13 protein-coding genes are annotated in these 13,306 nt (G+C 69.5%); 3 read left to right on the forward strand and 10 right to left on the reverse strand.

Translation table 11 applies throughout. From position 1 onward, the window contains the following. Positions 1-85: 85 nt before the first annotated feature. From OG622_RS34675 to OG622_RS34700, 6 genes are all read right to left on the reverse strand, one after another. A complete protein-coding gene (locus tag OG622_RS34675) occupies positions 86-1,321 on the reverse strand; it encodes an extracellular solute-binding protein (RefSeq protein ID WP_371584310.1) in 1,236 nt (411 codons plus the stop codon). A 485-nt stretch (positions 1,322-1,806) separates the two neighbouring features. Further along, a complete protein-coding gene (locus OG622_RS34680) occupies positions 1,807-3,540 on the reverse strand; it encodes a SpoIIE family protein phosphatase (protein WP_371580573.1) in 1,734 nt (577 codons plus the stop codon). Between the two features lie 229 nt (positions 3,541-3,769). After that, positions 3,770-3,940 carry a hypothetical protein gene (locus tag OG622_RS34685; RefSeq protein WP_371580574.1) on the reverse strand — a complete coding sequence of 57 codons (171 nt, stop codon included), beginning with the start codon at positions 3,938-3,940 and terminating at the stop codon, positions 3,770-3,772. A gap of 37 nt (positions 3,941-3,977) precedes the next feature. Next, positions 3,978-4,334: a PRC-barrel domain-containing protein gene (locus OG622_RS34690; RefSeq protein ID WP_371580575.1), complete on the reverse strand. Its 357-nt coding sequence runs from the start codon at positions 4,332-4,334 to the stop codon at positions 3,978-3,980. Between the two features lie 86 nt (positions 4,335-4,420). Then, the gene (locus tag OG622_RS34695; RefSeq protein WP_371580576.1) at positions 4,421-4,696 is read right to left on the reverse strand and encodes a hypothetical protein; all 276 of its coding nucleotides are present in this window, start codon (positions 4,694-4,696) and stop codon (positions 4,421-4,423) included. Positions 4,697-4,743: 47 nt separating this feature from the next. After that, positions 4,744-5,400 carry a DUF5994 family protein gene (locus tag OG622_RS34700; protein WP_371580577.1) on the reverse strand — a complete coding sequence of 219 codons (657 nt, stop codon included), beginning with the start codon at positions 5,398-5,400 and terminating at the stop codon, positions 4,744-4,746. Positions 5,401-5,838: 438 nt separating this feature from the next. Here OG622_RS34700 and OG622_RS34705 point away from each other — a divergent pair, with 438 nt between their 5' ends. The 3 genes from OG622_RS34705 to OG622_RS34715 all read left to right on the forward strand — a co-directional run bounded on the left by OG622_RS34705 (position 5,839) and on the right by OG622_RS34715 (position 7,358). Next, complete coding sequence (locus OG622_RS34705; protein WP_371580578.1) at positions 5,839-6,462, forward strand: DUF5994 family protein; 624 nt, start codon at positions 5,839-5,841, stop codon at positions 6,460-6,462. A 5-nt stretch (positions 6,463-6,467) separates the two neighbouring features. Beyond that, a complete protein-coding gene (locus OG622_RS34710) occupies positions 6,468-6,737 on the forward strand; it encodes a hypothetical protein (protein ID WP_371580579.1) in 270 nt (89 codons plus the stop codon). Positions 6,738-6,986: 249 nt separating this feature from the next. Continuing rightward, positions 6,987-7,358, forward strand: coding sequence for an STAS domain-containing protein (locus OG622_RS34715; RefSeq protein WP_371580580.1), 372 nt, complete (start codon positions 6,987-6,989; stop codon positions 7,356-7,358). A gap of 158 nt (positions 7,359-7,516) precedes the next feature. Here OG622_RS34715 and OG622_RS34720 read toward each other — a convergent pair whose 3' ends face one another. From OG622_RS34720 to mmsA, 4 genes are all read right to left on the reverse strand, one after another. Further along, entirely contained in the window at positions 7,517-9,202 is a 1,686-nt protein-coding gene (locus OG622_RS34720) for a histidinol-phosphate transaminase (RefSeq protein ID WP_371580581.1), read from the reverse strand. Positions 9,203-9,400: 198 nt separating this feature from the next. Then, positions 9,401-10,471, reverse strand: a complete 1,071-nt coding sequence (locus OG622_RS34725) for an aldose epimerase family protein (protein WP_371580582.1) — start codon at positions 10,469-10,471, stop codon at positions 9,401-9,403. A gap of 43 nt (positions 10,472-10,514) precedes the next feature. After that, complete coding sequence (mmsB, locus tag OG622_RS34730) at positions 10,515-11,759, reverse strand: multiple monosaccharide ABC transporter permease (RefSeq protein WP_371580583.1); 1,245 nt, start codon at positions 11,757-11,759, stop codon at positions 10,515-10,517. After that, positions 11,756-13,306, reverse strand: coding sequence for a multiple monosaccharide ABC transporter ATP-binding protein (mmsA, locus tag OG622_RS34735; protein ID WP_371580584.1), 1,551 nt, complete (start codon positions 13,304-13,306; stop codon positions 11,756-11,758). Before mmsA ends, mmsB begins: the two co-directional genes overlap by 4 nt.

The raw sequence follows: 13,306 nt of genomic DNA on the forward strand, positions 1-13,306 counted from the left end.
GCTGTCTGTCGGTCAGCTGTCAGTTCGGCAAAGTGACACTCCGTCAAGTCTTATGTCGGACAGGTGAACTGTCCGTCGACGCGGGCTACTTGGCCGCTGCCGCGATCGACTTCAGTACCTCCTGCGGGTTCCCCTCCGGAGTCACCGCCTTGCCGATCCGCTTGCGGATCGTGGTGGCGACCTCGGACCAGTTGGTCTCGGCGACGGGGTAGAGGCGGAGGTTCTGGAGGGTGTCGAGGCCGCTCCACAGGGACCGGTGGGCCTTGTCGGCGCGCATCGCGTCGGCGGCGGACGTGGTGACGGGGAGCAGTTCGTACTGGGCGGCCTGCTCGGTCACGTACTTGTCGGAGTAGAGGATGTCGAGAAACTGTCCGATGGCGACGCGGTGGTCGTCGTTCTTGAAGGCGATGACCCAGTCCGCGGTGCCCATCGTGGGGGTCTCCTTGCCGTCGCGGCTCGGCAGTGGCACGGCGCCGTAGGGCACGGAGTCGGAGGAGTCCTCGATCTGGCGGACCAGCGACAGCGGGCCGTTGACCATGGCCGCGTCACCGGTGAGGAAGGCGTCGACGGCCTCGCCCCGGTTCAGCTCGCCGGGCGCGACCGGTCCGGTGAGACCCTCGCCGACCAGGTTCTTCTTCAGCCAGGTCAGCGTCGCCACATTGGAGGAGGAGGCGAGGTCGTATCTGTTCGTGGAGTCGGTGTAGCCGCCGTCGCCGGCCAGCAGCCACATCAGTGTCTCGGCCTCCGCCTCCTCCGGGCCGAGCGGCACGGCGATCGGGTACTTCACCCCCTGCACCTTCAACACACTTGCCGCGGCGGCGAGTTCGTCCCAGGTCTTCGGCGGCTTCAGGCCCGCTCGCTCGAACAGGTCCTTGTTGTAGTAGAGCAGCCGGGTGCTCGCGGTGAACGGCAGGCCGTACTGAGCCCGGTCCAGCTCCCCGGCGTTCGCGAGACTCTGGACGAACGAGGCCTGGACCGGGACCGACAGTATGTCGTCCGCGCGGTAGAGGAGGTCCTGCGCGGCGTACTCGGAGTAGCTGTCCGTCTGAACGATGTCGGGGGCCTCGCCCCGCTCGACCAGCTCGGCGACCTTCTCGTCGACCTCGTCCGGGTCGTAGACCTTGACGTCCACGTCGATGCCCGGATGCTCTGCGCCGAACGCCAGGGTGACCCGGTCCCAGTAGCCCGCGGAGTTCTTGTGGACGCTGTCGCCGTAGTTGGTCGCGACGACCGTCAGGGAGACCGTTTCGGACTTCGCGTCCGTGCCCCCGCCGCAGCCGGACAGCCCGGCCGCGAGCCCCAGCGCGGCCGTGGCCGCCATGATCCTCCGGGCCTTGCGGCTTGTCCTGGCCTGATGACGCACGGTCCGTCCCCTTCCGGCTTCCAGTCGAACCTGAGGTGCGCGAGTACGGAGTGGAGAGGTGCGGGAGTACGTGAGTACGGAGCACGAGCCCGGCTCGCACGCGTATGCGATGGGCTTGATCGTATGGCGCACACCGGTGCGGTACGGAGCCGTGGGCGTTGCTATTTGGTTCCGACGGAGTGACGGGAGTGACGGGAGTGACCGAGATGCCCCATCGACGACAGGAAGTACGGAATCTGCGTCCCCGTCGTTCACTCCCCCCGGGGGCCGACGGCCACCCAGGTCCTCCTTTCGCGTCCGATGCGGAACAGGCGCCTGTACGTCCGCACGTTCAGCGTGCCCTGTACGTCCGCACGTTCAGCGTGCCCTGTACGTCCGCACGTTCAGCGTCCTGTGGACGTCCGCACGTTCAGCGTCCCGGGGGCCGACACCCCGTCCCTCTGTCACTCCGCCGGCAGACGCAGGGCGAGGAGGGCCACGTCGTCGGTGCTGCCGGGCGGCATACGGGCGAGTAGCTGGTCGCACAGCGTGTCCAGGGGCGCGTGGGCGAGCGCCAGGGCGTGGCGGCGCAGGCGGCCCAGGCCGGTCTCGATGTCGCTGCCGGGGATCTCGATCAGGCCGTCGGTGTAGAGCAGCAGGGTGGCACCCGGCGGCAGGGGGTGCGTGGCGTCCGGCCGGCTCGTTTCGTCGCCCAGGCGGGCGCCGAGGAGGAGTCCCTGCCCGGCTTCGAGGTACTGCGCGTGTCCGCCGGGGGTGAGGAGGAGCGGCGGTGGATGTCCGGCGCTGGTCCACCGCAGTGTCCATGGGCCCGTGAGCGGGTGGCCTTCCACCCGGGCGAGGACGAGGGTGGCCATCGGGACGGTGGTGATCGCGGGCATGGCGTCGTCGAGGCGGTCGACGACGCTGCCGGGCGGCCCGATGTGGTCCCAGGCCAACGAGCGCAGGATGCCGTGCAGTTGGGCCATTCCCGCCGCCGCGGTCAGGTCGTGGCCGACGACGTCGCCGATGACCAGCGCGAGCGTGCCGTCCTTCAGCTCGAACGCGTCGTACCAGTCGCCGCCGACCTGGGAGCCGGCGGGCGCGGGCTGGTAGCGGGCGGCCAGCCGCAGCCGGCCGGGCTGGGGCAGCGGGGCGAGCAGGTTGCGCTGCATGGCCTCGGCGACGGCGCGCTGACGGCCGAACCGCCGTGCGTTGTCGATGACCCGGCCGACCCGGTGGCCGATGTCACTCACCACCTCCAGGTCGGCGGCGTCGAAGGGGTGCGCCGGGTCGGTGCGGACCACCGTCAGGGCGCCGGTGATCTGCCGTCCGGAGCCCAGCGGCACCGTGATGGCGGACGTCGCGCCCACCGTCCGCAGGAAGTCGCCGTGGAGGGTGGCCAGGGGAGAACCGGGCGGTACGGCCGTCTCCGCCCGGTTCTGCTCGTCCCACAGCGCGGGGTCACCGCCGGTCAGTACCTGGACAAGAGGCGAGCCGTCCGCCTCCCCGGCCTCGGGAAGAGGCTCGCGGCTGCCTTCCAGTCCGGCGTCCCGGCCCGCGGGACCCGTCACCGCAACCCGGTGGACCTGCCCGGAACCGGTCCGGAGGTCCACCGCGGACCAGTCGGCGAGGCGGGGAACCAGCAGGCGGCCCAGCCGAGCGAGGGCTTCGTCGGTCTCCAGGGTCTGGCCCAGTACGTCGGTGATCTCCGCGACCAGCGTCAGCCGCTCGGTGAGGTCCTCCAACGCACTCGTATAGGCGGCCCGTTCAGCTCGTTCCCGGCGCGTGCCGGGGTCGCCCGTGGCATCGGTGAACAGCACGGCCATGCCCTTGAAGGAGCCGGCGTCCGTCAGAGGGGAAGCGGACCAGGCGATCGTGACCACGCGACCGTCACCGCGCAGATAGCTGTCGCCGTCCCCGCGCGCGGCAGCCCTCTCGGCCAGCACCCGGAGCAGCGGGCACCGCTCCCGGACGAGCGTGCCACCGCCCGCGTCCCGGTGCAGCAGCTCGTGTGCGTCCTTCCCGCGCATCGCGCCTGCGGTACGGCCCAGCAGCCGCTCGGCGGCCGGGTTGACGGCGAGGATCCGTGCGGCCGGATCGAGCACCATCATGGCTGTGCTCAGCTGCTCGACGACCTGCCGCCAGAAGTCCGGCTCGGCGGCCGGCCGCGACCGTTCCTCGTCTCCCGCACCGGGCACCGCACCCTCCATCGCGCCGCCCTCCAGTCCATGGCGGGGTCCATGGCGGCCTCGCACCGAGGACCGCGGGCGCGACAGGATCCACATACACGCGGGGAACCCGCCCGTCACGCCGGAGACCGATCGTCTCCCGGCGGGTGGCCGCCCGTACGGCCGACACGTCGATCCCGCCGACACGTCGATCCGGTCGCCCACCTCCCGAGTGTCCGCACACCGCACCGCTTCGCCGTCAGCGGACGGGACGCCGCCTGGCGCGCCGGGACACCCGCACCGCGAAGAAGATCACGGCGGCGGCGAAGATCACGATGCCGACGGCCAGGAGAAAGCCCAGGCCCTCCGCCGTCACACCGATGATTCCCAGGACGACGGCCACAAGGAGCAGCAGAAGGAAGAGCGCCATCACCCCGTACCACCTCCTCCGTGCCGTGTGACCACGGTCAGCGGCGGGCGAGCTGACGTTCGCCGGCTGCTCCCGGTCGGTACGTCATGCCGTAGTGCTGGAAGATCTCCTCCTCCTGCTCGGCCGGCAGCACGTCGTCCGTCCCGATCGACGGCGCTTTCCGTACCCGTCCCTTGGTGTAGGCGACCTTGACGTAGTCCGGTCCGAGTACCGCGTCGTCGAGGGGGACGAAGACCAGCCGGTGGCGGGTGGGCAGTCCGGTCCGGACGGTGGCCATGGCCGGTTCGTCGGTGGCCGTGTCCACGTAGACGGCTTCGAGCATGCCGATCGTGCGCTGTTTCTCGTCGACCACGTCATGGTTGCGCCACTCGCGGATGTCGGCTGAACGGATCATGCCCTGCTCCTTGTCTGCGCGCTTCGCGGGGTGGTGCGCACGACGGCCCGGCCCCGTCCGCCGCGTACCGAAGCGGCCTCGCGGGTTCAGCCGCGGTCCTCCTCCGCGGCCTCCATGAGCCGTATCCCCTCATGCGTCAGCATGACCGTCGCGGGTGCTTCGTCCCCGTGGGCCCAGCGGACCGTGACGAGCCCTTCGCCGACCAGATAGGTGCAGGCCGCGGCCAGATCCTGCTCGGGGATCTCCAGCGCCTCACGCAAAGTGGCCCCGGAGGCATCAGGGAGGCCACTGCCTTCCATGCCCTCGTACAGGGTCGTCATGATCGCTTCGCGGTGGTTCTTCCGCTGCCGCAGTGTTGCCATGGTCGCCGCCACTCGTGCCGCGCTCCCGGAACCGGCTCTCGGTCTCTTTACTCTACTCCGGGGCGGGCCCCCGGTACCTGCCCACGAGCAGGTGGAGGTCGGGGACGGAGGGCAAGGGGGTGGCGGCCGCACGTCATGGCTACGGCGGTGATCGTCGATCCGCTCCGTTCGTGCTCGCACCGGGTGCGGGGCGTCGGGACCTGCTGGTAGTGGACCTGCGGGTCATGCGGGCCCGCCCGGTGCGGGCCCGTTCCGCCGTCATGAGCACGGTCGCGGTCATCGGCGGGCCGGTGTCCGCACTCGCGGCGGCCATCAGCCGGGCGGCCGAGCGGGCGCCGGTCTCCGGGGGGGATCACCAGGAGGTTCCATCGGCCCGCGGTGTAGGACAGCAGCAGGATCGCGTGCGGATCCAGCGCCGAGGTGAACCAACCGACCTTCACCACATGGCCGTTGACGACGATCCGGGACGGGAGGGCCGGCCAGTGGCGGGGATTGACCGCGATACGGGTGATCCGTCCCCACAACGGATCCAGCACGTCTGCCAGGGCGGAGAGTTCGCCCGGCAGGTCACGTGAACGGGGCCACCAGGCACCGTCCAATCCGGTGGCCCCCGCGAAAGGGCTCTCGGACTTCAGCGCGAGGCGCGCGGACGGGGCGATGAAGGGAACGGGCCGTGGAGGGAGATGGGGGGTGGTCGCGGACATCGCGCGAACCTGTCTCCGGATCCCTGCGCAGGGGCAGCCGTCCGGCGTCGTCGCTCACCGGGAACCCCACCGGCATCGAAGCCGGTCGTGAAGTGCTCCTGGTGGGTTCACGCTACTCCCCGGAGGGGCCGGGCGAACGTTCCCGGACGTGCCCGGACGTCGTCCGGACTTCCGCCGACGGCTGTTCTCCACGGACCGGCCGTTCTCCCCAGGGCTCGTACGCCTTGCCCGTGAGCCGCGCCGTGGGCCCTGGGGCAACGGCGTCAGATAGGGGCGCATGGGGCGGTTCCCCTGTCTACCGGACGGTCCGCCGGGTCTGCCCGAGGAGTACGGTGGAAGGTACCGAGGATATTTCGCACACCGGCTTACATGCTCGTGTCGTTTTCGGCGATCGAATACGCCGGGCCGGTCGTGTCGGCCCGGGGCAGGGTTCGCGTCATGACCGCGACCATTTTCCACCCGCCGACGGTCGAAGCAGCCGGCCGTTCCTCCTCGCTCTCTCCCCGCCTGTCGCTGGCTCCCGTCGGTCCCGCACCGGCTCTGCTGGACGGCGCATGGTGGCCACGCTCCCGCGATCTCGGGGCCGAACTCCTCCCCTTGACCGCAGTACTTGATCCGTTGTGGGGCCGGATCACCCGGGTCACGGTGAATCCCCTGCACTGGCCGGTCGCTCCGCGCAAGGTGCCCGTCGCCGGGCACGTGGTGAAGGTGGGCTGGTTCCTGACCGAACAGGACCCGCACGAACTGCTGTTGCTCTCGTACCGCACCGGCCGCTGGAACCTCCTGGTGGTCCCGCCGCAGACGCCCGCCGACTCTGCCGCCTGGCTGATGGCCGCCGCGAGCGACCCCCTGGGCACGTCGACCGCGAGCCGGTTGATGGAGGAGGCAGCGCGTCTGCGGGCGGTGCGTGAGGCCGACCGGTCCGTCGAGGCGGTCTGGGACTCCGAAGGAGGACATGAGGCCGGTGGTCCGGCCGTACGTCCGCGGATCCCGACCATGACCGCCATGACCGCCGTGACTGCCATGACCGCCGCGATGCCGCGTCAGCCGATCGGAAGGTGAGAACCGTGGAGACATTCGTGACCGTGGTCGTGATCATCGCCGTGATCGCCTTCGGTGCGCTCCTCATCCACCAGCTCAACTCACAGCACAGCGACCGCATCGGCGCCTTCCACTACGGGGACTCCGGGATGCCTGTCGCGGGACCGCCACCGTCGACTTCGAGGAAGGCCCGTGGCCGGGCGGCGGCGACCGGCACCGGCCGCCGCCGCTCCCACCGCGACGGCGGACGCGGACGGCTCCGCCTCCGGCGCCGCACCCATGAGGGAACGGAGTGAGCCCCCGACCGGACCGTCGGTACCGCCAGAACCCGTAGGACTCGCAGGGCCAACGGAACCGACCGAAGCGACGGTACGGTCCGCAGCCCTGTACCCCGGCCACAGCACTGCACCTACCAGGCCGGGGTCTTCCCGTGCCCTACGCCCCGTGCCCTACGCCCCGAGCCCCGGTGGACCTGGGGGTTCGGCACAGGCCGAACCCGCCTGCGCCACGCGGAACTTCCGACGGACACCGCGAACCGAGGAACCATGGTCCTTCCCCAACTGAACGTCTACCGGCACGACCGCACCACCCGTGCGCTGATCACCCTCTCCGGAGAGATCGACCTGGCCACCGCCCCGCTCGTGTACGCCGCACTGGCCGGATGCCTGCGCGACGACATCCGTACCATCGACGTCGATCTCACGGCGGTCACCTTCTGCGACGCCGGCGGGCTCAACGCGTTCCTCACGGCATCCCGGCTCGGCGCCGACGCGGGAACGACTCTCCGCCTGCACCATCCGCCCTCGGCCATGGCCCGCGTCATCGAGATGACCGGCTGTGGGTTCCTCCTCCATGGACGGCACACCGTCCGACCACCCTCACCCCGGGTGCCGGCCGTCGCGGGCGGCGCGCCGTGACCGCCCCGCCCCGCTCCGCCCGGAGCGGGGCGGGGTGAGGAAAGCCCACCGACCATGGAACGGGCGACGCCCCCAACAAGGCGACGCCCCCAACAGCCGCCCGTACAGGGCCTGTTGGAGGCGTCGCCTCATGGGGTCCGTCAGGGGGAGGCCGGGGCCTACCCCACCTGGTTGTACACCGCGCCCGCCGTCGGCCACCCCTGCGGTTCCTCCAGGGGCTCCGGCTGGGTACGGCCGCGTACCTGTGCGGCGGTGAGGCCCTGCGCCGCGCCCATGGTGCGGCGGCCCTGGGCGGCGGCCGCGAGGCCGGGCATGCCGGTCTGGGAGACGGGCTGGAGGCCGGGGACCGGCATGGAGGCGGCCGGTGCGGCGGGCATCGGGGCCGGCATCGGCATCGGCATCGGCATCGGGGCCGGAACGGGGGACACGAACTGCATGGGCGCGGCGGGCGCGGGCGCCTGGGGCGGGGACGCGAACTGCATGGGCGCGGCGGGCGCGGGCGCCTGGGCCGGGGACGCGAACTGCATGGACGCGGCGGCGGGCATGGGCGCCGGCGCGGGAGACGCGAACTGCATGGAGGACGCGGCTGCCGGGGCGGGCATGCTCATGGCCTGCCCGGCGAGGTCGTACATCCCGGTGCCGTTGGTCTCGCTCATCAGCCGGTCCACGGCCGCCGTACCCGAGCTGTAGCTGGTCCCGGTGCTCAGCTCGGGTACGGCGGCTCCCCTCCTGGACCCGTAGAGAACCGACTCCAGGCCGGACACCAGGCGACGGACGTCGACCTGGGGACGGACCACGAGTCGCAGGAAGCGACTGGACGAGCCGACCTTGTTGCCGCACTCGCGGACCAGGATCCGGTGCTCGGTGAGGAGCCGGTCACGGACCACGGTGCCCTCGGCGCCCACGGGCAGGCGCACGAAGAGGAAGTTCCCCTGCGACGGGTAGACCGTCAGCCCGGGGAGGGCGGAGAGCTGGCGGGCCATGTCCAGGCGGTCCCGGCGGACCTGGTGCAGGCTCTCCATGTACTCGGCGCCATGGTTCTTCAGCATGAACACCACGTACTCGGCGAAGGAGTTGAGGTTCCACTTCGGCAGCATCGTGCGGATCTTGCCGGCGAGGGCGGGGTTGGCGACCATGTAGCCGAAGCGGATGCCGTGCAGACCGAAGTTCTTGCCGAGGCTGCGCAGCACGACCACGTTGGGCCGCATGACCGCGTCCTGGACCGTGCTCGGCTCGTTCTCGGCGTCGGCGAACTCCAGGAACGACTCGTCGATGATGATCAGGTCCAGGTGGGCCATCGCGTCCATGAACTGCACCAGCGCGTGCCGGTGCAGGAAGCCGCCGTCGGGGTTGTTGGGGTTGCAGATGACGGCGACCCGGGTGCCGCGGGCACGGATGAACTCGGCGTACTGCGCGAGGTCCAGGGCGAAGCCGCTGGACTCCTGGAGCGGGAACATGTCGACGCGCTTGCCGGTCTCCATCGGCTGGTCGGTCCAGCGGCCGAAGGTGGGGACGGGGACGGCGAGGGACTCACGGACCAGCAGATGGTCGATCCAGGTGATGAGTTCGGTCGAGCCGTTGCCCATCGCCACGCACTGCGGCGGCAGTTGGAGCAGGTTGCACAGCTCGGCCGTGATCGTGTCGGCGCTGCTGGGGTAGTACGTGATGATGTCGCGCAGTCTGCTCGCCATGTCGTCGAACATGGCGGGCGTGGGGAAGTACGGATTGCACGGGATACAGAAGTCCACCGGACCCACCCCGTCGCCGCCCTCACGTGTCAGCGCAGCCATCGAAGGGCTGTGCGCCGCAGTGCTGCGGAACAACGAGGTGACGTTGTCGGCCATGGAACCTCCGTAGGGGGCGGACCCGTTGGGGACGACCGGGTCCGACGACTAAGGCGGCCCGTGCGGGGGAGCACGGGCCGCCTCTACATACGGAGGCTGGGGTGGCTCTGTTCAACCGTCGAGAATTCGTCGGGAACCTGTGGACCACTTGTGAAGAACCGTCGGGGGTCAGCGCCGGGGATCACCGCCGGGTGGCTGTCATCCGAATGCGTGGACCGTCGTCGATCGGTACGTCTGTCCAGGTCGCAGCACCGTCGACGGGTACGACGGCTTGTTCGGCGAGTCCGGGAAGTGCTGGGTCTCCAGGCACAGCGCGTCCCCTTGCCGGTAGATCTTCCCGGAGGGTCCTACGAGCGTGCCGTCCAGGAAGTTCCCGGAGTAGAACTGCAGCCCGGGTTCGGTCGTCGAGATCCTCAGGGTGCGGCCGGACGCCGGGTCGGTGAGCGTGGCGGCCCACTCCGGCTCGGCCGTACCGCCCTTGTCCAGGACCCAGTTGTGGTCGAACCCCTTGGCGTGGAGCAGCTGTGGATCGGCCTCGCGGAGGTCGTCGCCGACCGCCTTGCCCGTTCGGAAGTCGAAGGGGGTGCCTTCGACGCCGGCCGGCTCACCGGTGGGGATCAGGCCGGCGTCGACCGGGGTGTAGCGGGCGGCGGCGATCGTCAGCTCGTGGTCCAGAACGGAGCCGCTGCCCTCGCCCGTGAGGTTCCAGTAGACGTGGTTGGTGAGGTTGACGACGGTGGCCCGGTCCGTGGCCGCCTCGTAGTCGATACGCCACTCGCCCCGCTCGGTGAGGGTGTAGGTGACCTTCACGTCCAGCGTGCCGGGGTAGCCCATCTCGCCGTCGGCGCTGGTGCGGGACAGCCGCAGACCCACGTCCGGGCCGTCCGTGAACGGCTCGACGTGCCACACGGCCGTGTCGAAGCCGTTCGCCCCGCCGTGCAGACTGTTCGCGCCGTCGTTGACGGAGAGTTCGTACGTCTCGCCGTCCAGGGTGAAGCGGCCCGCATCGATCCGGTTGCCGTACCGGCCGATCAGCGCGCCGAAGTAGGGCGACCCGGCGACGTAGTCCTCGACGGTGTCGAAGCCCAGGGAGATGTTCGCGTACCGGCCGTCCCGGTCCGGGGTCTCCAGGGACTGAACGATCCCGCCGTACGACAGGACCTTCAGACGGGTGCCGCCGTTCTCCAGCGACCAGCGGTGGATCTCGGTGCCGTCGGCGAGCTTGCCGAAGAGTTCCTTCACGGGTGACGTCCCGCCTTTCTCCCACAAAAAGGGAAGGGCCCCGCCTTCCGGCGGGGCCCTTCCCGGCGTATCAGGAACCGGACTTGCGCTTGTTCCACACGTCGAACCCGACGGCCGCCAGCAGGGCCAGGCCCTTGATGACCTGCTGCCAGTCGGAGCCGACGTTGAGGAGGTTCATGCCGTTGTTGAGGACACCGAGGACGACACCGCCGATGATCGCGCCGAGGACGGTGCCGACGCCGCCGCTCATGGACGCGCCGCCGATGAACGCCGAGGCGATGGCCTCCAGTTCGTAGTTGAGACCCGCCTTCGGGCCGGCCGCGTTGAGGCGGGCGGCGATCGCCAGACCTGCCAGGGCCGCGAGGGCGCCCATGTTCAGGAAGACGTAGAAGGTGACCTTCTTGTCCTTCACGCCGGACAGCTTCGCGGCCGGCAGGTTGCCGCCGATCGCGTAGATGTGACGGCCGAAGACCGTGTTCCGCATGACGTAGCCGTAACCGACCACCAGCACACCGAGGATGATCAGAATGATCGGCGCGCCCTTGTAGCTGGCGAGCAGCATGGTGACGGTGAGCAGCGCGGCGACGATCGCGACGAGCTTGAGCAGGAAGATGTTGAGCGGCGCCACGTCGAGGGAGAACTCCCGCTGACGCTTGCGGTCCCGGACCTCCTGGAGCACCACGAAGGTGATCAGGACGAGGCCGAGGAGCAGGGTGAGGTTGTGGTAGTTGGTCTGCGGGCCGGTCTCCGGAAGGAAGCCGTTGCCGATCTTCTGCAGGCCCGCGGGGAAGGGGCCGAGGGTCTGGCCCTGCAGCAGGATCTCCGTGACACCGCGGAAGGTCAGCATTCCGGAGAGGGTGACGATGAACGACGGTATCCCGAGATACGCGATGAAGAAGCCCTGGATCGCGCCTGCCAGCGCGCCCACCATCAGGCACAGCACCACGGCGACGGGCCAGGAGACGTCGTGCTGCACGGTCAGTACGGCCGCGAAGGCTCCGACGAACGCGGTCAGTGAGCCGACCGAGAGGTCGATGTGGCCGGCGATGATGACCAGCATCATGCCGATCGCGAGGATCAGGATGTAGCTGTTCTGCAGCACCAGGTTGGAGACGTTGCGCGGCAGCAGCAGGTCGCCGTCGGTCCACACCGCGAACAGCGCCACGATCACGCCGAGGGCGATCAGCATGCCGTACTGCCGCATGTTGCGGCGCATGCCGTCCAGCATCAGCTGGAGCAGACCTCCGCCCACCGCGCCCCCGCTCTTGCCGGGCGGCGCGGGGGCCGGGCTCTTGGCGGTCACATCCGTGCTCATCGGGTTACCTCTTTGTCCTTCGTCATCTGACGCATCAGCGATTCCTGCGTGGCCTCGGCACGCGGGAACTCGCCTGTCAGTCGTCCTGCGGCCATCGTGTAGATGCGGTCGCACATGCCGAGCAGTTCCGGCAGCTCGGAGGAGATGAAGACGACCGCCTTCCCCTCAGCGGCGAGCTTGTCGATGACCGTGTAGATCTCGTACTTGGCGCCGACGTCGATGCCGCGCGTCGGCTCGTCCAGGATCAGCACATCGGGACCCGCGAAGATCCACTTGCTGAGGACGACCTTCTGCTGGTTGCCGCCGGACAGCTTGCCCACCGGCTCGAAGACGGTCGGGGCCTTGATGTTCATGGACTTGCGGTAGCGCTCGGCGACCCGGCGCTCCTCGTGCTCGTCGACCACACCGCGCTTGGAGACCTTGTTCAGGGCGCTCAGCGAGATGTTCCGGTTGATGGTGTCGATGAGGTTGAGGCCGTAGTGCTTGCGGTCCTCGGTGACGTACGCGATCCCGTGCTTGACCGCCTCCGGGACGTTCTTCGTACGGATTTCCTTGCCGTCCTTGAGGACCGTGCCGTTCGCGTACCGGCCGTACGTCCGCCCGAAGACGCTCATCGCGAGTTCGGTGCGGCCGGCGCCCATCAGACCCGCGATACCGACGATCTCCCCGCGCCGCACGTTGATCGACACGTTGTCGACGACCTTGCGCTGCTGGTCGATCGGGTGGTGCACGGTCCAGTTGCGGATCTCCAGGGCGGGTTCCGCGTCCACCTCCGCCTCGTGCGGGGTGCGCTCGGGGAAGCGGTGGTCGAGGTCGCGGCCGACCATGCCGCTGATGATCCGGTCCTCGGTCGTCTCCGCCGACTTCACGTCGAGCGTCTCGATGGACTGCCCGTCGCGAATGATCGTCACCGAGTCCGCGACCTTGCGGATCTCGTTGAGCTTGTGGGAGATGATGATCGAGGTGATGCCCTGCTTCTTCAACTCCAGGATGAGATCGAGGAGTTTGTCGCTGTCCTCGTCGTTCAGGGCCGCGGTCGGCTCATCCAGGATGAGCAGCTTCACCTTCTTCGACAGCGCCTTCGCGATCTCCACGAGCTGCTGCTTGCCCACGCCGATGTCGGCGACGCGGGTCTCGGGGTGATCACTCAGACCGACCCGCTTCAGCAGCTCGGAGGCGTGCCGCAGGGTTGTGTTCCAGTTGATCAGCCCGCGTGTGGCGTGCTCGTTGCCGAGGAAGATGTTCTCCGCGAGCGAGAGGTACGGCACCAGCGCCAGCTCCTGGTGGATGATCACGATGCCGTGGTGCTCGCTGGCCCGGATGTCCTTGAAGGAGCAGAGCTCACCCTCGAAGAGGATGTCGCCCTCGTACGTGCCGTGCGGATGGACGCCGGAGAGCACCTTCATCAAGGTGGACTTCCCGGCGCCGTTCTCACCGCAGATGGCATGGACCTCGCCCTGGCGGACGGTCAGAGTGACGTCCGACAGCGCTTTCACACCGGGAAAGGTCTTGACGATCGAGCGCATTTCCAGGACGGGTCCCGCCAT

The sequence above is a fragment of the Streptomyces sp. NBC_01314 genome (assembly GCF_041435215.1).
In the GTDB taxonomy this organism is placed as follows: domain Bacteria; phylum Actinomycetota; class Actinomycetes; order Streptomycetales; family Streptomycetaceae; genus Streptomyces.

Bases quoted from the DNA above. Each gene is read 5' to 3' on its own strand.
- mmsB (WP_371580583.1), bottom strand. From the start codon at position 11,759: ATGAGCACGGATGTGACCGCCAAGAGCCCGGCCCCCGCGCCGCCCGGC.
- OG622_RS34690 (WP_371580575.1), bottom strand. From the start codon at position 4,334: ATGATCCGTTCAGCCGACATCCGCGAGTGGCGCAACCATGACGTGGTC.
- OG622_RS34700 (WP_371580577.1), bottom strand. From the start codon at position 5,400: ATGTCCGCGACCACCCCCCATCTCCCTCCACGGCCCGTTCCCTTCATC.
- OG622_RS34715 (WP_371580580.1), top strand. From the start codon at position 6,987: ATGGTCCTTCCCCAACTGAACGTCTACCGGCACGACCGCACCACCCGT.
- OG622_RS34675 (WP_371584310.1), bottom strand. From the start codon at position 1,321: ATGGCGGCCACGGCCGCGCTGGGGCTCGCGGCCGGGCTGTCCGGCTGC.
- OG622_RS34705 (WP_371580578.1), top strand. From the start codon at position 5,839: ATGACCGCGACCATTTTCCACCCGCCGACGGTCGAAGCAGCCGGCCGT.
- mmsA (WP_371580584.1), bottom strand. From the start codon at position 13,306: ATGGCGGGACCCGTCCTGGAAATGCGCTCGATCGTCAAGACCTTTCCC.
- OG622_RS34685 (WP_371580574.1), bottom strand. From the start codon at position 3,940: ATGGCGCTCTTCCTTCTGCTGCTCCTTGTGGCCGTCGTCCTGGGAATC.
- OG622_RS34720 (WP_371580581.1), bottom strand. From the start codon at position 9,202: ATGGCCGACAACGTCACCTCGTTGTTCCGCAGCACTGCGGCGCACAGC.
- OG622_RS34695 (WP_371580576.1), bottom strand. From the start codon at position 4,696: ATGGCAACACTGCGGCAGCGGAAGAACCACCGCGAAGCGATCATGACG.